18 protein-coding genes, 1 pseudogene and 1 riboswitch are annotated in these 20,567 nt (G+C 52.9%); of the genes and pseudogenes, 13 read left to right on the top strand and 6 right to left on the bottom strand.

All coding sequences use genetic code 11. The annotated features are described in order from the left end of the window. Window positions 1-368: 368 nt before the first annotated feature. The 4 genes from map to xerS all read right to left on the bottom strand — a co-directional run bounded on the left by map (window position 369) and on the right by xerS (window position 3,941). A complete protein-coding gene (map, locus tag MKY86_RS16095) occupies window positions 369-1,118 on the bottom strand; it encodes a type I methionyl aminopeptidase (RefSeq protein ID WP_076079305.1) in 750 nt (249 codons plus the stop codon). A gap of 43 nt (window positions 1,119-1,161) precedes the next feature. Further along, on the bottom strand, window positions 1,162-1,788 hold the full coding sequence (locus tag MKY86_RS16090; RefSeq protein WP_076079304.1) for a TetR/AcrR family transcriptional regulator: 627 nt from the start codon (window positions 1,786-1,788) through the stop codon (window positions 1,162-1,164). 143 nt (window positions 1,789-1,931) lie between these two features. Continuing rightward, window positions 1,932-2,798 (bottom strand): pentapeptide repeat-containing protein, encoded by an 867-nt coding sequence (locus MKY86_RS16085; protein WP_076079303.1) that lies wholly within the window; start codon window positions 2,796-2,798, stop codon window positions 1,932-1,934. Between the two features lie 48 nt (window positions 2,799-2,846). After that, a complete protein-coding gene (gene xerS / locus MKY86_RS16080) occupies window positions 2,847-3,941 on the bottom strand; it encodes a tyrosine recombinase XerS (protein WP_076079366.1) in 1,095 nt (364 codons plus the stop codon). Between the two features lie 135 nt (window positions 3,942-4,076). On the opposite strand from xerS, the gene MKY86_RS16075 reads away from it, so the two are divergent. Continuing rightward, complete coding sequence (locus MKY86_RS16075; RefSeq protein WP_036726510.1) at window positions 4,077-4,586, top strand: GNAT family N-acetyltransferase; 510 nt, start codon at window positions 4,077-4,079, stop codon at window positions 4,584-4,586. Between the two features lie 33 nt (window positions 4,587-4,619). Next, window positions 4,620-5,690 (top strand): hypothetical protein, encoded by a 1,071-nt coding sequence (locus tag MKY86_RS16070; protein ID WP_076079302.1) that lies wholly within the window; start codon window positions 4,620-4,622, stop codon window positions 5,688-5,690. 89 nt (window positions 5,691-5,779) lie between these two features. Here MKY86_RS16070 and MKY86_RS16065 read toward each other — a convergent pair whose 3' ends face one another. After that, window positions 5,780-6,877, bottom strand: a complete 1,098-nt coding sequence (locus MKY86_RS16065; RefSeq protein ID WP_076079301.1) for a GNAT family N-acetyltransferase — start codon at window positions 6,875-6,877, stop codon at window positions 5,780-5,782. Window positions 6,878-6,927: 50 nt separating this feature from the next. Continuing rightward, window positions 6,928-7,009, bottom strand: a riboswitch (ZMP/ZTP riboswitch). 265 nt (window positions 7,010-7,274) lie between these two features. Between MKY86_RS16065 and MKY86_RS16060 the strand changes: the two genes are divergently transcribed. Genes MKY86_RS16060 through MKY86_RS16050 form a run of 3 tightly spaced genes read left to right on the top strand, consistent with a single transcriptional unit; the run spans window position 7,275 to window position 9,309 of the window. After that, complete coding sequence (locus tag MKY86_RS16060; protein WP_076079300.1) at window positions 7,275-7,919, top strand: TetR/AcrR family transcriptional regulator; 645 nt, start codon at window positions 7,275-7,277, stop codon at window positions 7,917-7,919. After that, window positions 7,909-8,808 carry a hypothetical protein gene (locus MKY86_RS16055; protein ID WP_083685070.1) on the top strand — a complete coding sequence of 300 codons (900 nt, stop codon included), beginning with the start codon at window positions 7,909-7,911 and terminating at the stop codon, window positions 8,806-8,808. Before MKY86_RS16060 ends, MKY86_RS16055 begins: the two co-directional genes overlap by 11 nt. A gap of 12 nt (window positions 8,809-8,820) precedes the next feature. Then, on the top strand, window positions 8,821-9,309 hold the full coding sequence (locus MKY86_RS16050; RefSeq protein ID WP_076079299.1) for a flavodoxin domain-containing protein: 489 nt from the start codon (window positions 8,821-8,823) through the stop codon (window positions 9,307-9,309). A gap of 714 nt (window positions 9,310-10,023) precedes the next feature. Here MKY86_RS16050 and MKY86_RS16045 read toward each other — a convergent pair. After that, the gene (locus MKY86_RS16045) at window positions 10,024-10,977 is read right to left on the bottom strand and encodes a Gfo/Idh/MocA family protein (protein WP_076079298.1); all 954 of its coding nucleotides are present in this window, start codon (window positions 10,975-10,977) and stop codon (window positions 10,024-10,026) included. Between the two features lie 101 nt (window positions 10,978-11,078). Here MKY86_RS16045 and MKY86_RS16040 point away from each other — a divergent pair, with 101 nt between their 5' ends. The 8 genes and pseudogenes from MKY86_RS16040 to MKY86_RS16005 form a co-directional block, all read left to right on the top strand. Beyond that, the gene (locus tag MKY86_RS16040; RefSeq protein ID WP_076079297.1) at window positions 11,079-12,035 is read left to right on the top strand and encodes a helix-turn-helix transcriptional regulator; all 957 of its coding nucleotides are present in this window, start codon (window positions 11,079-11,081) and stop codon (window positions 12,033-12,035) included. Window positions 12,036-12,292: 257 nt separating this feature from the next. Beyond that, the gene (locus tag MKY86_RS16035; RefSeq protein ID WP_340827203.1) at window positions 12,293-14,083 is read left to right on the top strand and encodes a cache domain-containing sensor histidine kinase; all 1,791 of its coding nucleotides are present in this window, start codon (window positions 12,293-12,295) and stop codon (window positions 14,081-14,083) included. Then, window positions 14,076-14,837, top strand: coding sequence for a response regulator transcription factor (locus MKY86_RS16030; RefSeq protein ID WP_076079295.1), 762 nt, complete (start codon window positions 14,076-14,078; stop codon window positions 14,835-14,837). The genes MKY86_RS16035 and MKY86_RS16030 overlap by 8 nt, the downstream gene beginning before the upstream one ends. Window positions 14,838-14,973: 136 nt before the next feature. After that, window positions 14,974-16,263, top strand: a complete 1,290-nt coding sequence (locus MKY86_RS16025; RefSeq protein WP_076079294.1) for an ABC transporter substrate-binding protein — start codon at window positions 14,974-14,976, stop codon at window positions 16,261-16,263. Between the two features lie 84 nt (window positions 16,264-16,347). After that, window positions 16,348-17,040: a hypothetical protein gene (locus MKY86_RS16020; protein ID WP_076079293.1), complete on the top strand. Its 693-nt coding sequence runs from the start codon at window positions 16,348-16,350 to the stop codon at window positions 17,038-17,040. Between the two features lie 154 nt (window positions 17,041-17,194). Next, the gene (locus tag MKY86_RS16015; protein WP_340827201.1) at window positions 17,195-17,974 is read left to right on the top strand and encodes a carbohydrate ABC transporter permease; all 780 of its coding nucleotides are present in this window, start codon (window positions 17,195-17,197) and stop codon (window positions 17,972-17,974) included. Continuing rightward, window positions 17,958-18,806 carry a carbohydrate ABC transporter permease gene (locus MKY86_RS16010; protein ID WP_076079291.1) on the top strand — a complete coding sequence of 283 codons (849 nt, stop codon included), beginning with the start codon at window positions 17,958-17,960 and terminating at the stop codon, window positions 18,804-18,806. The genes MKY86_RS16015 and MKY86_RS16010 overlap by 17 nt, the downstream gene beginning before the upstream one ends. Window positions 18,807-18,828: 22 nt before the next feature. Continuing rightward, window positions 18,829-20,172 (top strand): annotated as a pseudogene (locus tag MKY86_RS16005) (FAD-dependent oxidoreductase); the annotation flags it as partial. Window positions 20,173-20,567 lie beyond the last annotated feature (395 nt).

Here is a 20,567-nt window from a genome sequence, read left to right as displayed (position 1 = left end):
TCTTTTTCGAAGCCGTTTTTACCGCGTTCTATTGTACAAAATACATTTGCTGTTGTTCCAGCGTCTAAAGCACCTAAATAACTGCTGCTTTGAACTCAAAATTAGTTAAAAATTCAATACATGAAAAATTCACAATAGTAAGTTCAAAACCTAACCCCAAAACACTGACCAGCAGCCAACAAGCAGGACCATCCAATTGCACGGCAGCATCCAACGCCGTAACCGCAAAACCCGGTCATAAAGGTAAAAAACAAAACCCTCCCGTTCTCTAATTGGGGTCAGTTCCTAGACAGAAACGGGAGGGTTTGTAGGGTTCGTAAGTGGTCAACTTGATCTAGCCTATATGTGTTAACGTTCAACTTCAATGATTACTGGGCCGTTAAAATCAGCGGTCCATCTGCGGTGATGGCAATGGTGTGCTCATACTGCGCGGACAGCTTGCCGTCAGCCGTTCTCGCTGTCCATTCATCATCGTCAATGGTGATGTGGTACGTGCCTTCGTTGATCATGGGCTCAATCGTAAATACCATGCCTTCTTTGAGGCGGATGCCTTTGCCTGCGGTGCCGATGTGCACGTAGCTCGGCTCCTCATGCAGGCTTCGTCCGATGCCATGCGCCAGCAGATCGCGCACGACCGAATAACCGTGTGCTTCGGCATGCTGTTGTATGGCCGATGTGATGTCGCCCAGCCGTCCTCCCGGAACAGCCCGGGCGATCCCCAGATCCAGGCACTCCTTCGTTACCTGCATTAATCTCTGTGCCTCCGGCCCGATCTCACCGACAGCGTAGCTCACGCACGAATCTCCGAACCAACCCCCGTATTGCGCCACAATGTCCAGCTTCAGCAAGTCGCCTTCCTTCACGACCCGTCTGCTGGATGGAATCCCGTGTGCTACCACATCATTAATGGAGATGCAGGTCTCGGCAGGGAATCCGTTGTAGCCTTTGGTGAACTGCTTGCCGCCGAGCTTGGTGATATGTCTGGCCACAAAATCATTAATTTCAAGCGTGGTGATTCCAGGCACAATGTGTCTGGACACCTCACGATAGCAGTCGGCAACAATTTGGCTGGCCTGCTTCATCTCTTCGATTTCTCTGGGGGATTTAAGAATAATCATCTTGTGTGCATTCGCTCCTTAATCTTTCAATAGTGTCTGTCTTTTATAGTTTAAGAACCCTGACGATCTCCGGTGCCTCTTCATTCAGCTGTCCCCGCCGGAGGGACAAAGCAGCACAGCCAACCAGAGCGGCTAACAGCATCTCTGTATATTGTAATCCAGACGGTGCATCGACTACTGTCCCTCCAGGAGAAAGTGATTCCTCCGTAAGTCCAGTGCCAAGCATCATGGACAGCGGGGTCAGCACCTCCCGCCGGAACTCGGCAGTGAGCGGGGAAGAGCGGGCTTCAGGCAGGGAAGGGAATCCCTCACCAGCCTGCTTACACAGCAGATAGATAGCGTGATCCTCCGCCCATAGCTGCAATAGCCGCACCCCGGCGGCAGAACCCTCCAGCGGGATCTTTAGCGGTAGCCCGGGCTCTGCCATAGGCGGGAACTTCAGCCATTCCCCGGCCCGGTCGAGCGCATCCCATAACAAGTCGTGAAGCAAATCACCCTTATTGCTGTAATAATGATAGACCGTACCATAACCGAGATCGGCCTCCGCAGCCACATCCCGGATTTCTAATAAAGGCCCTTTATTCAAAAATACGTCCGCTGCTGCTTTTCGGATCTGCACCAGCCGCCGCAGCCGGATATCTTCGTTCTGTTCCTTCGTGCGGGGAGTCATCTTATCCGTTCACCTCATTTATTTTAGACCTGCTGTCATGTCAATATAAAACATCGGCAGGCAAATGGCAAGGGAAAATCGTTGAACCAACCCTCTGGACGACACAAAAAAAACCGGATAGAACATCATCCGGTTTCTTCTCCTCAAGCCCAGTGCTCCGGATGCCTTAAGGATTCCGGCAGCTTGGTGGACGGGCTGCCTTGCGCAGCTTGCAGCTGCGCCTGGGTCAGGAAGAGGCTGCCCCGCAGATCGGCTCCGCGCAGATTCGTGTCGCGGAAGTCCGCGCCAATCAGATCGGCGAACCGCAGGTCAGCGCCGCTGAGATCCGCAGCGATCAGATACGCGCCCCGTAAGCTGAGGCAGCGGAGGTCGGCCCCGCGCAGCTTGGCCCCGATCAGATCCGCCCCGCGCCCATAGTTCTTCTGGCGCTTCGGGGCCGGAGAGAGCTGCTTGCGGGCAGCGGTGCGCGCAAGCTCGCTGGCACGCAGCAGCAGCTCGTTGACTTCAACTCGGTGCAGGGACACTTCGAGCTGAAGCAGCTTGTCCGGGCTGAGCAGGGTGAGGGCCTGCGTCTGCTCCAGCAATTTGATAAGCGAATCATGCAGGGTCTCGGCCCCGCGCAGTGTGAGTGCCTCGTGCAGATACCATAGCAGCTCATGCAGTTGGCGCATTACGGGAAGAACCTCGAACATCTGTCCCGCAGTCTCTGGAGCCTGACGCCAGTCGCGTCCGCCATAGGTCAGATTGGAGATTTTCTGCCCGGCCCCGAAGCAGTCGTACACGGTGCAGCCCCGGAAGCCGCGTTCTCGTAGCTCAGTATGAATGCCGCAGAGGAAGTCTTCCCGCAGATTGGGACAGGGCTGTCCGGCAGGCTTGTCTATGGCGAAGTCTGAGGAAGCAGAGAAATGAAGCGCTGCGCAGCATAGCCCGAAGCAGTTCAGGCAATCCGATTGCAGCTCCGGCAGTCCGGGATTCGTAGGGAATTCAGTAGATGAATGATTGTCTAACAAACGTATTCCTCCAAAAATTAATGTCATTAATTTAGAAGTCCATGCGAATTACTGCGGCGGTTCATTGTTCATACGGCGTTCAATCGCCTCGGACATCGTTTTATCTGTGAGATGGGCATAGATCTCGGTAGTCTCCGTAGAAGCATGGCCCAATTGTTCCTTCGTCCGGTAGATGTCATTCTGCAGGTAATAATCGGTGGCAAAAGAGTGCCGCAGCTTATGCACCGTCAGATAAGGCTTGCCGAAACGTTTGGCGTATTTGATGATCATCTCCTGGATGGCCCGTTTGGTCATCCGTTTGCCTTCTTTGCTGCCGTTGGGCAGGGCAATGAAGAGCGCTTTTTCCCGTTTCGGCGTCTTGTACCTGCTCTGGCGGAGGCTTAGATACAAGCTGAGATCATCCTTCGACTGTTCCCGGAAATAGACCGGGGTCTTGAAGGTCTCGTCGTTATGACCCTTGCGGAAGACATAGAGCAGCTTATTGTTGACATCCAGATCATCCACGTTGAGATTGACCACCTCGGAGACGCGGAGGCCGGAATTGAGGATCAGACTGGCAATACAGGCATCCCGTTCACGGTTAAGCTGCCAAGAATAATAAGCCTGCTTATTGGCTTCCACAGCTGTGCCGTATCCTTCATAGATATAGCCAACGAACTCCAGCAGCTCCGCGTCCTCCAGAATTTTACCTTTGAGCTTAGCGGCGGTATCCTTCGGTTTGTGAATGCGCTTGATCTCAACCTTGGCCATAATGTTACGCTTCAGCAGCGGGTAGAAGTTCTCATCCTCGGCAATCTGGCTCAGATAATGGAATAGCGAGCGCAGCGCAGACAGCTTACGGGATACGGTCACCCGCGAATTGGCATTCTCAGCCCTTGTGGTCAAGTGCAGACGGTAGCCGACAATGCTGTCCATATGCAGGGTCTCCAGCTCAAGCAGTGTGATGTCAGCATTGCTGGCCGCTACAGAGAGACCTTCACCCCGCAGCCAGCCGAAAAAAGATTCATAGTCCCGGATATACTCCAGCAGCGTGGAGGGGGACAAATCCGGCCGTTTATAGTCGATAAACTGCTGGACAAACCAGGGCATCTGCGGCAGCCGCTGATCCAGGTTTGCCCGGTCGGTCGCTTTTTGAATACTGATGAGCTTCACCTTCTTTATAGTTTCCCCAAGAGGGAGGGCTGTCCTTCTATATTACCATGTTTCTGGCAAACCTTGCTCCTGATGAGACAAAGTTATATGATGGGTAGTAAACAAAAACGGTTGAGGTGAACCTGAATGGAACTTGGAATCGAGCTGGTTCCTAAAGAGCAGAAGCAGATTATCAGCAGATTAATGCAGTTCTACTTGTATGACTTTACCCGCTATCTGGAGCTGCAGGTCGACCGTGAAGGGTTGTTCCCGTCCTATCCGGGACTTGAGGCTTACTGGAGCAGCGGTAAAAATAAATTCGCCTACCTGTTCACTGTAGATGGCAATGTCGCAGGCTTTGCCCTGATCGACCGTCTGCTGCGCGACCCGGAGGGCGAGTTCTATATGACGGAGTTTTTTGTAATGCAGCGCTACCGGCGCAGCGGGGTAGGAACCTGGGCCGCACACCGGCTGTTCGATATGTTCCCCGGCAACTGGAAGGTGTCACAGATTCGTGCCAACACTCCAGCACGGGATTTCTGGCACCGGGTCATCGGAGCTTACACCGGCGGTGATTTCCAGGAGCGGTTCAACTCCCGCCAAGGCAATCCCAGCCAATACTTCAGCACATTAAATACGAATAGGGTTAAGAAATAAATTCACCTATTTCTGGCAGGCTTCAGCGCAACTTTGGATCGTATCCAGCGTCTGGTAACTGAGGTGATGATTGTGTACAAGCGTAAGCGCTTATTGGGAGCGGGATGTATCGCACTGGCACTAGTGCTGAGCACAGGCTGCAGCGATGAAGTGAAGCAGGGCTCACCCGGCCCGCCAGAGCAAACGGCGGATCAGCCATTATCCGCGGCTACAGCCGCTGCGGAATCAGCAACGCCCCTTGTGACGGCGGCTCCCCCGCCCACTGCAACAGCAGCCCCTGCACCTAAGTCAGCAACCCTGATTCCCGAGGTTCGGGACTATTCAGAGAGCGGAATCGATTATGTATTGGAAGGAGTCAAAATCCCGACCGCCTTCTCGGCGGATCAGCGCCTGCCGCTCGGTGTGTTCCTGCCGGAATCGATGGTCCGCTTCGAACAGGATGGGAGAACCGCCTGGGGGACAGCGGACAAACGGAACTATATTAAGTTCGTGAAGCTTGGAGACGATAAGGGTGCAGCGCGTAATGAGAAGCTGGAACCTGGTACGGACCCGAAGCTGCTGAAGTACAAGGAATATACCGGAATGAAGCGGGAAGGTGACCAGCGCGTAGAAGCGTTTGTTTTCCAAGCCAAGGGTACCGCTTACCGGGCCGAGATTCATATGCTGGAAGCGGAATCTTATAAGCTGCTGCCTCTTTTCCTGTCTATGCTTAGTAATGTTGAATACCTGGAGAAGCAGCCGCCGATTACACCGGGCGTGTTCCTGAAGGCTCCTGAGGTAGGCAAAAGTCCGGGCAACAAGCAAGCGCTGCGGGAGACAATGGCTTGCATTGAAGCCTGGTCCGCCAGAGATAAAGAAAAGTTTGCAGCCACGATGATTACCCCTCAGCTTGACGAAGCACTGCAATTCCTGTTGGATGAGAAGAACAGCTACCGGTTCAATGAACTGACCGTTGTAGGAATTCCTATTGAGGGAACCAAGCGGGCAGGCTTCTATATCAGTTTTAAGCGTATGACTTCGGAGGGTTATATCCGGGACGAAATCTATGAGATTTCTTTGCTGAAGAACAAGCAGGGAGAATGGAAGATCGCTAATATTGATTAACCCATAAGCTTGGGATTCCCTCGGGGGAGCTCAGGCTTTTTTTAAACCTTGGTGAAGAAAAAGCATTAACAGAAGATTGATCGTTACGCTTACTGGCAGGGTACTTCTCTTTCATACAAGTTCGCGCTCCAGAACTCCTCATCAAATCGGCCCTGCAATACGAATCCTAGACTGACGTAGTATGAATTTAGGCTTGGGTTGTCGGCCATGCAGTCGAGGCGAAGCCAGCTTTTTCCCTTGGCCCGAATATAACTTTCTGCGTAGCGAATGAGCTGCAAGCCAATTCCTTCTCCTTTCCTTTTGCGCGCAACACATAACCTGTGAACATACCCCGCGTCCTCGTGAAATTGCTCTCCCCATATTTCCTCGTATCCCCAGTGGACGGAGCAACACCCGACGAGTTCATTCCTGTGAACCGCAACGAACACTTCATTATCCCGGACAAATGCCTCGACAATCTCGCGTTCGAAGTTTTCGACGCGCCATTGCCAAAAGCCATGGGCCGAATGAATCCATTGTGCTGCGTCAATAAGAAGGGAGCGAATACCGTCCACATCTTCATCCGTTGCCCTGCGGATAGCGAGCGATTCGGAAGGCTCCCGTCTCCAGTCATGCTCAAGCATCGACGCAGTATCAATCGACCGTTCCTCCCCATGAAGTTTTGCGATAAGATGCAGTGCTGCATCAATGCCTGCCGTAACACCCGCCGATGTAATGATTCGGCCATTGTCCACGTATCGGACGTTCTCTATCAGCGTCGTGCTTGCCGGCGCGGCCTCCATTAGCAAATCCATGGCCCGCATATTGGTGGTAGCCCGTAGTCCTTCGAGAAGTCCGGCCTTGGCGAGCAGCAGTGCACCCGTGCAGACGGACAGCGTAAATGCAGCCCGCTGTGAGGTTGCGTTAATCCAGTCGGTTAACTTCTCATTATGCATCTCCTTACGCGCCCCCCAGCCTCCCGGAACGATCAGGATGTCCGGATTCGGACACTCTGAAGAAGCGAATTCCGGATGAATTGTCAAGCCGCTGATTGTCCTGATCGGCATTTTTGATTCCAGAGCGACCGTATAGACCAGAAAGTCCTTCCCCCAATTGCTCGCCACCGCGAATGCGTCGAACGGTCCCGTTACATCTAAAGCATCCACTTGATCATATACCAGCACCGCTACTTTTTTCGCTGTTCCCATTCCAACACTCTCCTTGAAAATAGAAAAGCATTTGGTTAAAAATCAACCAAATGCTTTGCCCAGGCGAACGGCTTATTTGACGGATGCGCTCCCCCGTAGTAATCTACGTTCTCGCCAGTTACGCATCCCATATATTTACTGTTTATTATAATATGTTTGAACGGATGAGATCAACATCATTTTTCCAAATAAATCTCAAAGATTAATCTTAGGGCGATCCGGTTAGTTGAAAAACTCAGATTTCACCGGGAAACCAAATGTGTTAAAGGGGCAATAAATGTATCAATAATCACACTCTTGTGCGCTCCAAATGCTTATAATTGTCATTGAACAGTGTTCAAAAATTAATACAGCGTTCAATGAACGGCCATCACACAAACGGAGGTGTCTGATAGTCATGAGCAAGGAAGAGAGGAAAGCGCAGGAACGCGAAGCGATGCGGAATCTGATTCTGGCCACAGCCGGTGAATTAGTGAAGGAGAAGGGAATTGAACAGCTGTCGATCCGTAAAATTGCACAGCGGATGGATTACTCCGCGGGAAGTATTTATCATTATTTTGAGGGGAAGGAGGATATTGTGGAGCAGCTTCTTCAACAGGGCTACGACGAATTCATGGCCGGGCTGGTCACCGGACCCGCTCCGCTGCCGGACGGAGAATCGGCGGAAGACCACTTAAGGCGCTCACTGGCCCAGTATATACGAATGACCACTGCGGAAGGCTCCTCCTACCGGACGGTTATGCTGAACGACTCACCGGCTGTACTTAGCCACACGGCGGTATTGCACCAAGGCGCGGCACGGGAGCGCAACGCGATCCGTATGCTCTGCAGCAATCTGCGGCGGTTCAGAGGGCTGGCCTCACGGAGTGAACAGGAGATTGAGCTGACGGCCCAAATTATCTGGAGTGCGGCCTTCGGGCTGATTCTGAGACTGACCGTGGAGAAGCAGCTCCCGGAGGAGCAGAGGGAGGCGCTGATCGCCCGGCATATTGAAGCTATGGTGCATATCGCACAGGGTCAGGAGGGGCAGGATGAAGCATAGCAGAGCCATAAGCGTGTTAACCTTGCTTATCCTGGCTCTCAGCATTGTAGCGTCAGGAATCGGGCTGTTCTCAGGCCATGGAGCTGAGAGTGAAGGGGGGCATCCATACTATACTTCCATCCGGGGAGAACAAGTTGAGCTGTACGGAAACGGAATCTACAAGGATGATTCGGTGTCCGCAGCAGCCCAGGCCATCGCCCAGGATGGCGTTACACTGTTCGCCGGCGTTCCATTGCTGCTGATTTCCTTGCTTTTGAGTCTCAGCAGACGAATCAGAGGGCGGCTGCTGCTTGCCGGGACACTCGGATATTTCACATATACGTACGCATCCTACTCTTTCCTGGCGATGTATAATCCTCTGTTTTTGGTCTATGTCATGTTGTTTTCGGCGGGGTTGTATGCGTTTATATTAGTTTTTCGCTCGCTGGAGCGGGACGGGATATCCTTCAACTCGAAGCTTCCGGCCCGAAGCATCGGCTTTATTCTCCTGATGATTGCCTTCCTGATTATCATGTTATGGCTGGGCCGGATTGCCGGCGGCTGGCGGAATGGAACCGCACCTGATCTGCTTGAGCATTACACCACGCTGGTGATTCAGGCACTGGATTTAGCTGTATTGCTTCCGCTCATGGTTCTGACAGGGGCATTGCTCGTCCGCAGGCAGTCTTATGGTTATCTTCTGGCTCCAGTTGTCCTGGTAAAAGCCGCAACCCTGCTGACCTCCATCTCCTCCATGATGATTGGGATGCTGAGGGCAGGAGTTCATGTCTCGATGGTAGAGTTGACCCTGTTCCCAATCTTCAATCTGGCAGTCATCGGGTGTCTCATTCTGGTACTGCGTTATGCGCAGGAACCCGCACCACCTGCAAGCCCATTACCTATAGAATAGAGGCGGACTTAAGTGAGCAATCGGATCTTGATCGTGTATGCAAGCAAATACGGATGTACGGAAAAAGCCGCATTACTGCTGCAAGCCAGGCTGAACGCGGCCGAAGTGGTGAATCTGAGCTCTGGCCAGTTGCCGGATCTAACTGGCTACGGCACAGTAATCCTAGGCGGCTCCATCTACTATGGCAGAATCCGTAAGGAGATGGCTGCATTCACAGCCCAGCATAAGCAGGAGCTTTTAACCAAACGGCTGGGCTTGTTCATCTGTGCAGGAATGACAGGGGAGAAGGGGGAGGAGGAACTGAAGCAGGCTTACCCTGAGATTATCTACAACAAGGCGCTTGCCAGGGAGATCATGGGCGATGAGATCTACCCGGACCGGATATCTGCCTTAGACAAGTGGATTCTGCGTATGGTAAAAGGTAAGGAGCACAAGACAGGAGGCGGGCTATCCATGGATAAGCTGGAGCGCTTCGTGCATACGATGTCGGCGGGCGAGTAGGGAGGAGGGGAATGAAGGTTGGCGGCGATGGAATGAAGTGGAGCAGCGGCATTTTGAAGCGGCAATGCGTTAAATCGAAGGGAGGAAATAGCAGACAAGAGAGATAGCAAGAAATCAAAACGACATAACAAATATTATGTTAACTTATAGTCATTAACGAAATTGTACCAAAACAAAAACACACAAAAGTGAAAAGATACCAATTCCACACTCTCTAATCACCTTATTTCATTATATGAAAAATTCATAATAGAAAAAACAATACCCCAACTCACCCTAATCACTACGCCAAAACCCAAACTTTCAACTAACCTTAGCAACTAACTAACAGAAAAAGAGAGCTGAACGCCTGCCAAATCAGATCATCGCTGTCAACCCCTCCGGGCGGGTTACGCACCTGGACTTGTCGTTGATCAGCCCGTACAGGGCTGCGGAACGGAGCTAGCTAAAGGAAGCAAGTGGAAAAATGTATCTTGTTTCACCTGTATCAAGTTGGATTTCTGTAGCAATTGGAAAAACAGCATCTACTGGAGGCAATGTTGCGGATTTGGCCGGAATTCGCCTGAAGAAGTGCCATTTTTCCAACTGTTAGCCCAACAGGAACGATTCGTTGATCAGCAAATGTAGAAAATCCAACTAGTTCCGTTCTCCAACTTTGCTTTCTACCGGGCCTGATTCGTTAAGCCTGCATTGGACAGTATCTGGCCGGCATAATTACAAAGCTACTGTGTCCGCTGTAAGCTGATCCGTCAGCTTACAGGCCATATCCACGGACTTCAGTGCAGATTGCAATGACAGTTGGGAGATGGTCCCGTTTTGCAAAGAGAGCAGGGCATGGCGCAGGCTTTTCTCATAAGGATTGTTCGGGATTACCGGGATAGCCGTCTTGCCCTCAGAAGTATAGCTGGTTAGGCTGGCTTCAACCTCTCCATTCGCAGCATTGGTCTCGTGGAATACCAGCTTGCCGCGCTCGAAATAAGCTTCGTAACCAACCGTGAACGGGTACACTTCCGGCATCTGTGAAGACACGGTTATGTGCGCGCTAACACCAGTGTTAGTGAAAGAAGCATGAACCAGCGCCTGACCGTCCACACCTCCAGAGGTCCCACAGACGGAAGAGGGTACAGGGGTGTCCAGCAGCCACGCGATAGCATCCAGCTCATGAATCATCAGATTGGCAGCGATCGCGGACAGGCCCAGATCCCCCCACACCGGGGCGGTCTCCCTGCGGAAGCTGACATGCAGCAGTTGGCCGTAGGTGGATTCACGGGCGGACTGTTCCAGGTATTCATAGGCATAATCGAATTTGATGAATTGATTGACGAGGATTCTGCGGCCATACCGCTGTTCGGCGTCCAGCAGCTCCCGCCCTTCTTCCGGCTCCAGAACAACCGGCGTCTCGCAAAAAACATGTTTGCCCCGTCTCATCGCCTCTACCGCATAGGTCTTATGTAGCGCAGACGGCAGGCAGATATCCACTACGTCAATCGAGGGATCAGACAGAATGTCCTCAGCATTCATCGTAATCTCTACCCCCAGCTCTTCCTTCAGCTTCAGCAGCTTGTCCTCATTTCTCCCGAAAACCACAATCCGGTTCACGAACTCCATTTGCTTCAGGAGAGAGGCGTGATACGCCCCGAACCCAGTTCCCAATAGGCCAATATTCATTTGCAGCAGCTCCTTGATTTTGATACATTCATCATAACGCAGTATTGTTGACAACAGAGTGGCAAGAATAGATGACGAATAAGAAGGTTTGGGGGAGAAGCATGCGGCTGCACCGATTGATTGCTATACTTTTACTGCTTGAATCCCGGGGCCGGATGAAGGCGAACGAGCTGTCCATCGCCCTCGAAACGTCCGTCCGCTCCATTTACAGAGATATCGATGTTTTGGCGGAATCGGGAATCCCGCTGGTCACCACCACCGGGCCGAACGGCGGAATTTCGCTCATGGAAGGCTATACGGTGAGTCTGCGGAGACTGCATGGGGAAGAGGTGGTCCAGCTCTTTTTGACGGGGATGGGAATGCCGGCGGGCGCTTCAGGAGAGACCAGTCTGCTGCTCAAAAATGCGCTCCTGAAGCTGGAAGCAAGCTTGCCTGCTCCGTATCAAGAGGATATCCGTACCGCGCAGCGCCGGTTTCTGTTCGATGATACGCCGTGGTGGAGCGGTCAGGCAGCGGTGCCGTATCTTGAGATTCTGCGCACTGCGGTGTGGCGGGGACGGAAGATTGCGGCAGAGTACCTTAAGGTGAATGGGGAGAGCTCGCAGCGGAAGCTGCAGCCTTATGGACTCATCGTGAAGCAGGGGGAATGGTATCTTGCCGCCTACTGCGAGAGCGCCGGGGATCTGCGGACATTCAAGTGCGAACGGTTCACAGCCGTTACTTTATTGGAGGAGACCTATGCCATCCCTGAGCATTTCTCCCTCCAAGCATACTGGAGTCAAGCAGAGCAAGCCTTCGTTCAGACCAGCAGAGCGCGGGAGTTCTATCCGGTGGTCATCCGTACCCGTGTTAAGAATGAGCAGATGTTGCAGGGGCTGGAGGTCATGAATACCGGATCTGATGGAGATGCCTGGCTGTTTAATGTGAATATGTACGATTATAGCTCGGCCTGTGCGAGGGTGCTGCCGCTATTGGTTCATGCTGAAATTGTGGGGCCGCCAGAGCTGAGAGAGTATGTCAGCAATCAAGTGCGAATGTGGGATAAAATGTATAATTGAAACAAGGAGACATAATCAATATTATGTTAACTTATTCTACAATTGAATAGTGAAATAATAAACCCCAGACCTTGCTTTTCAGCAGGTTTGGGGTTTATTGACTTTGTTGAACCGTACCTTTTCCAAACATAAGAGGATAGAATTCAATTACGGAACATTATACGATAAACTGTAAAGAGGTTTAGATGTCAGCTTACTTGACAAAAGGAGGGCTTGAGATGCTGCGGGGGCTGATCCTACGGTTGAGAAGAAGTAAAATGCGCACCAGATTGCTGCTCCTGTTCACCATGCTGACGCTGCTGCCGTTAAGTGTGCAGGGAATGGTGACGTACCGTCATTTCTCCTCCACCCTGAACGAGAAAACAAAGCAATATACGGTGGATGTCGCCGGACAGGCCAACGCCAATCTGGACAGGCTGCTGAAGGATCTGGAGCGGTTGTCGCTGATGCCTCTGTATGATGAACAGGTGTTGTCTATTCTGGCTAAATACGATGGTCCTATGGGTTCAGGCACATGGGCGCTGTCGGACGATTATCAGAAAATGAAGCTATATACCTCCGCACAGGCGTACGATCGTCCGGAAATCCGGGGCATCCATCTGCTGAGCAACAGCGGAACTCTGTTCTCCAACGTGGAGCCGCTGGCGGTCAACACCTCATGGGATGGCAGGCATGACGAATGGTTCAGCGCCCTCAAGCGGTCAGACGGCGAGTGGATCATTCTTCCTCCGCATCATCCGTCTTATTATGCCGGAAGCGACCCCTTAGCCTACATTTCGGTAGCCAGGGTAATCAAGGAACCCAGAACGCTGAGGCGTCTGGGCTACATACTCATCGACGCTAAGCAATCGGCCTTCGGCTCCGTCTTCTCTAAGCTGAAGATTGAAGAGTCTACGAATCTGATGATCATTGACGGAGACCAGCGCTTGCTGTATGAGCAAAAGCCGGGAAACGGGCAGTCGGCATACGGCGAGCTGATTCACTCCGGGCGGATCAAGGAGCTGCACGGCGGGGAGCGGGAGAGGCTGGGAGGCACAGATTATTTGTTTGTCAGCCATAAGTCCCCGTATTCGGGCTTGTCCGTCATCGGTCTGACCCCCATTGGAGTCATGCTGAAGGAATCGCGCGCGATGATGATTTTCACGTTATGGCTTGCCCTTTTTTGCCTGGTGACGGTGCTGTTGCTCGCTTATGCGGTATCGTACCGGATCACCCTCCCTCTGGTAGAGCTCAAGAGCAATATGTCCAGGGTGGAGCGGGGTGATTTCAACATGCGGGTCAGTCCGCTGGGGGGAGATGAATTCGGGCAGCTCGGGCGCGGATTTAATAAGATGATGGAGGAAATCAACCGCCTGTTTCATGAGGTACTCGTGATTGGACTCCGGGAAAAGGAGGCTGAGCTGTCCGCCCTGCAGAGTCAGATTAACCCGCATTTTATCTATAATACGCTGGAATCGATCAATATGATGGCCGTCCAGCGCAGGCATGATGAGGTATCCGATATGGTATCCGCACTGGGCAAGCTGCTTCGCTATACGATTGACAAGGCCGGCCGGCTCGTAGCGCTGGGAGAGGAAATTGCGTTCGTAGACTCCTATGTGCGTATCCAGCAGATCCGCTTTGGCGGGAAGCTGACGGTGCATAACGAGATTGAAGAAGAAGTGCTGCATTTGCGCATTCCGAAGCTTACTATTCAGCCGCTGGTGGAGAATGCCATCGATCACGGGATCGCCGGGCGCGAAGAAGGGACGATCTGGGTGTCAGCGCTGCGTTTTGACAACGAGCTATTGATTACGGTGCGTGACGACGGGAACGGCTTAGAGGAGGAGGAACTCACGGCGCTGAACCGGGAGATCGAACAAGATCCTTCCATGGATTCGCTCCGGCGCAGCGAGGAGGAGAGTCTGGGGCTGCGCAATATCGGCCAGCGGATCAAGCTGCTGTACGGAGAAGGAGGGAGCCTCACGGTTGACGGAAGTCCGGGACAAGGGCTGGCCGTGACTATTACGATAACGATACCGGAATCAGGGGGAGAAGAGGATGTATAAAGTGCTGCTCGTAGAGGACGAGATCGTGATTAGACAAGGGATGCGCGAGCTAATTAGCAGGTCGGCACCCTTTTTCGAGGTGACCGCTGAAATGCCGGGCGGACGGGAGGCGCTCCTGTACTTAAAGTCCGAGCTGCCGGACGTAATGATTACCGATATCCGCATGAAGGAAATGGACGGACTGGCGCTGGCCGAAAAGGTGAAGTCGATGTACCCCGGGCTGCTCATCATCATTGTAAGCGGATACGGCGAATTTGAATATGCCCAAAAGGCCATTGAATACGGCGTTCTTCATTACCTGTTAAAGCCCGTAGAACGTCATGAGCTTGTTAGCGTGATGGAAAAAGCACGGCTGCTGCTCGATAAGCGTCATGGCATAACTTCCCTGGAACAGACGCCAGGCCCGCTGCGGGTGGAGAGCGGAGGGGATACACGCAAGATCATACGGGATGTTAAGGAATATGTCAGGCTGCATATTGACGGTGATCTGCGGCTGCAGACGGTAGCTTCCCATGTCAATCTGAACGCTACGTATCTGAGCCAGCTGTTCAAGGGAGAAGCGGGCTGCAATTATTCAGACTATGTAACGGATTCCCGGATGGAACGTGCGAAATGGCTGCTCAGCCATACCCAGCTCAAAATATATGATGTCGCCCGGTTATCCGGCCATCAAAGCCCGAAGCATTTCATGCTGGTGTTCAAGCAGCAGACAGGGGGAACGGCGGGAGAGTACCGCAATCAATTTAATCATTAGGAATGAAACGTTAATTAATCTAACATAGATCATAAACAAAACGAACCTTTCCTGTATTCTGGGTGATTTATCCGTCAGATTAGTCTCCTTTATACTAAAAGAGTCATTAAAACTAACATATCAAAGGGGGATATTCATGAAAAAAGCAGGAGCAGTGCTTCTTTCAGCCATGCTGCTGGGCTTGACGGCAGGTTGTGCCAAACCCGCAGCAAGCGGAAATGCCGAGAGTCCCGGGAAACAGGAAGATGTGGAGTTAAAGTTTCTGATGTGGGGCAATCAAGGGCATATGGATGTGTACAACAAGCTGATCAGCCAATTTGAAGCAGACAATCCGGGCATTAAGGTGACCATGGATTCGGTGCCGTTCACCGATTATCAGCAGAAAATATCCGTGCTGGCCGCAGGAAAATCCCTTCCGGATATCGCCTGGGTATCGGAGCGGATGATCCCGCAGTTCAAGGCCAACGGCATTCTGGCGGATGTCTCCTCCTTCAAGGACGATGCTTCCTTTAACCTGGACGATTATATTCCGAGCACGCTAGATTTGTTCCGGGACGGGGATCAATTGCTTGGCCTGCCGTTCTCTACCCCGCCGGTGGTCATGTTCTACAACAAGACGCTGTTCGATAAGGCGAATCTGACGGACCCGAACACGCTGGCCTCCGAAGGGAAATGGACCTGGAAGACCTTTGAGGAATCGGCCAAAGCGATTGCTGTCAAAGACGCTGGGGGCCGGGTGTATGGCGCGAATTTCTTCCGTGACTGGAAGACCTGGGCCATTCTGTCCTCTTACTCGTGGTCTTATGGAAGCGGCCCGTTCAATGAGGATCTGACCGCGTTCACCTGGAATGACCAGTACGGCGTGGAGACCATGGAGCTGCTGGAGCGGATGATGTATAAGGACGAATCCCACCCGAAAGCAGGCGAGCAGATCAGCTTCGACGCAGGGAATCTGGGCATGTTCTTCGACAACTACAGCTATGTCTCGAAAGCGCGTGACATTAAAGGGTTTGAATGGAGCATTGCGCCGATGCCGTCCGGCTCCGCAGGAAGTGTTCCGATGCTGGGTCAAGCAGGCTATACGCTGTTCAAGGACAGCAAGCATCCGGAGGAAGCCAAAAAGCTGCTCAAGCTGTTCGCCAGCCAGTCAGGCATTGAGGCGACATCCACCTATTTCGTACCTCCGCGCACATCGGTGCTGAGTTCCGATGCGTTCCTGAATCAGCCGAACAACCCGCCAGCTGAGCACATCGTGCAAGCGGTTATCGATGAAATGCCGAAGGCGCGCATCATTCCGGGCCACATCCGCTGGCAGGATATCGACAATGCGGTGCTGCAAGGCTTTGACCGCCTGTTCGGCAGGTCCGCGTCCGCCAAGGACAACATTGCGAAGATGCAGAGCGATGTCGAGGCTATTTTGAAATAAGATTCCGGGCAAGGGGCCGTCAACCGGTGTTCAGCAGAGTGCAGCATCCGGCTTGACGGGCCGCCCGGTAAGGGAGCGAAAACCATGGGTAAATTGAAGCAAAGATTGGAGCACAGCGGCCTGTCCTTGTTCATCAGCCTTCCTGCCAACGATGTGAGATTGGCGAAGGCAGCGCTAGAGGAAGGCGCGGATGCTCTGAAGGTTCATTTTAATGTCGGCCACCGGGCCAGCGGTACGCATTTCGGTCCGCTTGAGGGCTATGAAGACATTTTTAGCGAGATCCGCTCTACCTTTGACGGTCCCTTGGGGGTAGTGCCCTCAGGCAGCTTAGAAGGTGTGTCGGAAGAAGAGATTAGGCGGCTTGCTCCGCTCGAGTTCGATTTCTATTCGATCTATGCCCATCATCTACCGTCCTTTATGCTGGAGGACCATGGATTGGACCGGACCTTTGCCATTAATGACACCTATGATCTCAGTCAGGTTCGGGAAGGGGCGCAATTCGGGATCACGGCGCTTGAAGCTTCCATTGTGCCCGGCAGCGAATACGGTACGGGACTTAGCTTCGCAGATCTGCTGAAATACCGGTATTTGGCCGACCATTCCGGTCTTCCCGTGCTGGTGCCTTCCCAGCGTAAGCTGGTTACAGGAGATGTACCTTCCTTGCAGCGCGCGGGAGTGAAAGCGATCATGTTAGGTGCGGTGGTGACGGGCAAGACAGAGGATGAGCTGCGGCGTGCGGTTAGCTCGTTCCGTGGTGCAATAGACAAATTGAGCTAGGGGGGCGGTGAATTCAGGCATGAACAGAAAGGTCAAGAGACGAAACAAGGGTCCGCTTGCCCGCGAGGCACAGGTGACAGGATGGCTTTTTATATCGCCAATGCTGCTTGGTTTCACGTTATTATTGTTATTTCCAATGGGGAAAGCGCTCTATATGAGCTTAAATGACTGGCCGCTGCTTGGCGAGCACCGGTTTGTCGGTCTGGATAATTACAAGGATATTGCGGTGGACCCGCTGTTCTGGAAGGTCTTCGGCAACACAGCTTATTTCACACTGGGTCTGGTGCCGTTTAACATTGTGCTGGCTCTGATGCTGGCGCTGCTGTTATCCCGAAGCTTGAAGGGCATCGGCATCTTCCGCACCGCGATCTTCGTTCCCGTAATGACTTCGCTGATTGTCTGGTCTATCGTCTGGAAGTATATGTTCGCCACCGATTCCGGGCTGATCAATCAGCTGCTGATGTTGTTCAACATTAAAGGAGCCGCCTGGCTGTATGATGAGAGACTGGCGATGCCGGCCGTTATAGTGACAAGTGTGCTGAAGAACGTGGGCCTAAATATGGTGTTATTTATCGCTGCGATCCAGCAGGTATCGCGTTCGTTATATGAGGCGGCTGAGCTGGACGGGGCAGGCAAGACCAAAACCTTTTTCAACGTGACCCTGCCTATGATTACGCCCACCGTATTTCTGACCGTGGTGATGACCGTAATCGGCTCGCTAAAGGTGTTCGGCCAGATCTACGTCATGACCCAGGGCGGACCGAGTAACAGCACTAAGGTACTGGTCTACTACATTTGGGAAAAAGCGTTCAAGCTGTTCCAGATGGGCTACGCTTCGGCGCTGGCATTTGTGTTGTTCTTTGTCGTGTTGATCTTGACTCTGCTGCAGTGGCAGCTGCGAAAGAGGTGGGTATTCAATGAAGGCGACGCCTAACACCAGCAAAAGGCTGTCTGTAGCAGGAGTGTATGCTGCATTAACGGCGGTATCGCTGATTATGCTTGTTCCGTTTCTGTGGATGCTGTCCACTTCCTTCAAACGGCCGCAGGATATTTTCACCTACCCGCCGCAGCTGATTCCGCCGGTATTCCAGTTTCAGAATTATGTGGATGTCTTTACACTGATCCCGTTTCACCGCTTCTATTTTAACAGTGTCTATATCTCGTTTGTCGTCGTGGCGGGAACGGTATTTTTCGCTTCGCTGGCCGGTTATGCGTTTGCCAAAATTCCCTTCACAGGCAGAAATGCCGTGTTTCTGGTGCTGCTCAGCGCGATGATGATCCCGCATGAAGTGACGGCGATCCCGATGTTCCTGTTCATGCGCGACCTGGGCTGGATTGACACGCATCTGCCGCTGATTCTGCTGCCGATCTTCGGCGCAAGCGGCGTGTTCGGAATCTTCGTCATGCGGCAATTCTTCATTACTGTACCCACGGAGCTTGAGGAGGCGGCGATGATCGACGGCTGCAGCCGGTTCCGCATTTACTGGACAATTATGCTGCCGATTGCCCGTCCCGGCATGGCGACACTGACGATCTTCACGTTCGTGTCCATCTGGAATGAGTTCTTCGACCCGCTTATTTTCATTAATACGCGTGAGCTGATGACTTTGCCGCTGGGATTATCGTTGTTTACAGATGAAGTGGGCACTTCCTGGCATTATCTGATGAGCGCCACCGTCATGGCAACCGTGCCGCTGCTGATCGTCTTCTTCATGGCGCAGAAGCGGTTCATCGAGGGCGTAGCTATGACGGGGCTGAAGGAATAGCACACACCGAAAAGGAGTAGATGATATGAATCCTGCAATAGAGGCAGATGTCGTTATCGTGGGGGGCGGCCCGGCAGGAATCACGGCGGCCATCGCCGCCGGACGGCTGGGTGCACAGACCTTGCTCATTGAACGTTACGGGTTCGTGGGCGGGATGTCCACCGCTGCTATGGTCTATCCTTGGATGACCTTTCACACCGATAGCGGCGAGCAGGTGATCAAGGGCATCGCCCAGGAAATCGTAGACCGGCTGCAGGCCAGCGGTGGTTCGCCGGGCCATCTCCGGGATACGGTAGGCTTCGTGCATACGTTGACGCCGTACCATCCTGAGATTTATCAAGTGGTAGCTACAGATATGCTGCATGAAGCTGGGGTGAAGCTGCTTCTGCACAGCTTTGTGGATGAGGTGCTGGTCAGTGACGGCGCGATTGAACATGTCGTGGTGACCAATAAATCCGGGCGTACGCCTGTAACGGGGCGCATCTTCGTGGATTGCAGCGGAGATGCCGATGTAGCCAAGCTGTCCGGGGCCGAAACGCTGCAAGGCCGGGAGGGGGATAACCGCTCCCAGCCGATGACGATGAAGTTCAGAATGCGCGGCGTTGATCTGCACAAGGTCAAAGCGTATATGATCAGCCACCCCGAAGAGTTCTACAGCAAAACCCCAATCGCTGAACTGCCGGACCTGCCGCTCACCGGGGTAAGCGGATTCTACTCGCAATGGAAGCGGGCAGAGGTGCCGATCAACCGTGACCAGGTGTTGTTCTTTGCCGGTCCGGCTGATGACGAGGTGCTGATCAACTGCACCCGTGTCCAGGGGCTGGATGCAACGAATGCGGAGGATCTGACCTTGGCGGAGCAGGAGGGCCGCAAACAGGTGCTGCTCATGGCTGAGTTTCTGAAGCGCGACGTTCCGGGCTTCGAACGGGCCTCAATCTCAGCGGTTGCGCCACAGATCGGCATCCGCGAATCACGGCGGATTAAAGGCTATTACCAATTGACCCAAGAAGATGTCGTAGAAGGCCGGAAGTTCAGTGATGTCATTGCCCGCAGCGGCTACCCGATCGACATTCACGATCCGTCCGGCAAGGGGGTAACGGCTTCCTTCATCGCCGGAGACGGCGCTTACGATATTCCGTACGGCTGTCTGCTTTCCGCCAATGTGTCCAATCTGCTGGCTGCAGGCAGATGCATCTCGACCTCGCACGAAGCGCTGGCCACGACCCGCCTGACGCCAAGCTGCATGGCCACAGGCCAGGCGGCCGGAACAGCAGCGGCGCTCGCGGCGGCCGCAGGGGTGAAGCCGCAGGCGCTCGATATCCTTCAGCTGCAGGAGCAGCTGAAGCGGGATGGGGTTGTATTATAGAGTTACAGGGCGGGCAACACGCATCGTTACTTACGATGTGGGTTGCCCGTTTTTTGCTGAGAGTTGGTGTTGTATGCGAAAAAGCGGGAACAGCGGGCTATGCGTTGGCAGATAGGCCAAATGTATGTGGAAAACAGCATACAATCGGCTGGCGTGAAGGTACATGGGCTGAATGTGTGTGGATAACGGCATACATTCGACTGGTGTGAGGGTGTATGGTTCGAATGTATGTGGAAATCATCATACATTGGCTGGTGTGAAGGTGAATGGGCTGAATATATGTGAAAAACAGTATATATAATCGCTGGTGTGATGGGACATGGTCTGAATGCATGTGAAAAACCTCATCCGGTTAGGCTGGTGCGAAGTTTGGTGCGGCTACTAGTAGTTCAAGC

The sequence above is a fragment of the Paenibacillus sp. FSL R7-0333 genome (assembly GCF_038000365.1).
GTDB lineage: Bacteria > Bacillota > Bacilli > Paenibacillales > Paenibacillaceae > Paenibacillus_AQ > Paenibacillus_AQ silagei.
This window is presented reverse-complemented; position numbering and strand designations above follow the sequence as displayed.

Coding starts and splice junctions, on each gene's coding strand:
- map (WP_076079305.1), bottom strand. CDS start 1,118: ATGATTATTCTTAAATCCCCCAGAGAAATCGAAGAGATGAAGCAGGCC.
- MKY86_RS16090 (WP_076079304.1), bottom strand. CDS start 1,788: ATGACTCCCCGCACGAAGGAACAGAACGAAGATATCCGGCTGCGGCGG.
- MKY86_RS16075 (WP_036726510.1), top strand. CDS start 4,077: ATGGAACTTGGAATCGAGCTGGTTCCTAAAGAGCAGAAGCAGATTATC.
- MKY86_RS16065 (WP_076079301.1), bottom strand. CDS start 6,877: ATGGGAACAGCGAAAAAAGTAGCGGTGCTGGTATATGATCAAGTGGAT.
- MKY86_RS16060 (WP_076079300.1), top strand. CDS start 7,275: ATGAGCAAGGAAGAGAGGAAAGCGCAGGAACGCGAAGCGATGCGGAAT.
- MKY86_RS16055 (WP_083685070.1), top strand. CDS start 7,909: ATGAAGCATAGCAGAGCCATAAGCGTGTTAACCTTGCTTATCCTGGCT.
- MKY86_RS16045 (WP_076079298.1), bottom strand. CDS start 10,977: ATGAATATTGGCCTATTGGGAACTGGGTTCGGGGCGTATCACGCCTCT.
- MKY86_RS16040 (WP_076079297.1), top strand. CDS start 11,079: ATGCGGCTGCACCGATTGATTGCTATACTTTTACTGCTTGAATCCCGG.
- MKY86_RS16035 (WP_340827203.1), top strand. CDS start 12,293: ATGCGCACCAGATTGCTGCTCCTGTTCACCATGCTGACGCTGCTGCCG.
- MKY86_RS16030 (WP_076079295.1), top strand. CDS start 14,076: ATGTATAAAGTGCTGCTCGTAGAGGACGAGATCGTGATTAGACAAGGG.
- MKY86_RS16025 (WP_076079294.1), top strand. CDS start 14,974: ATGAAAAAAGCAGGAGCAGTGCTTCTTTCAGCCATGCTGCTGGGCTTG.
- MKY86_RS16020 (WP_076079293.1), top strand. CDS start 16,348: ATGGGTAAATTGAAGCAAAGATTGGAGCACAGCGGCCTGTCCTTGTTC.
- MKY86_RS16015 (WP_340827201.1), top strand. CDS start 17,195: ATGAGCTTAAATGACTGGCCGCTGCTTGGCGAGCACCGGTTTGTCGGT.
- MKY86_RS16010 (WP_076079291.1), top strand. CDS start 17,958: ATGAAGGCGACGCCTAACACCAGCAAAAGGCTGTCTGTAGCAGGAGTG.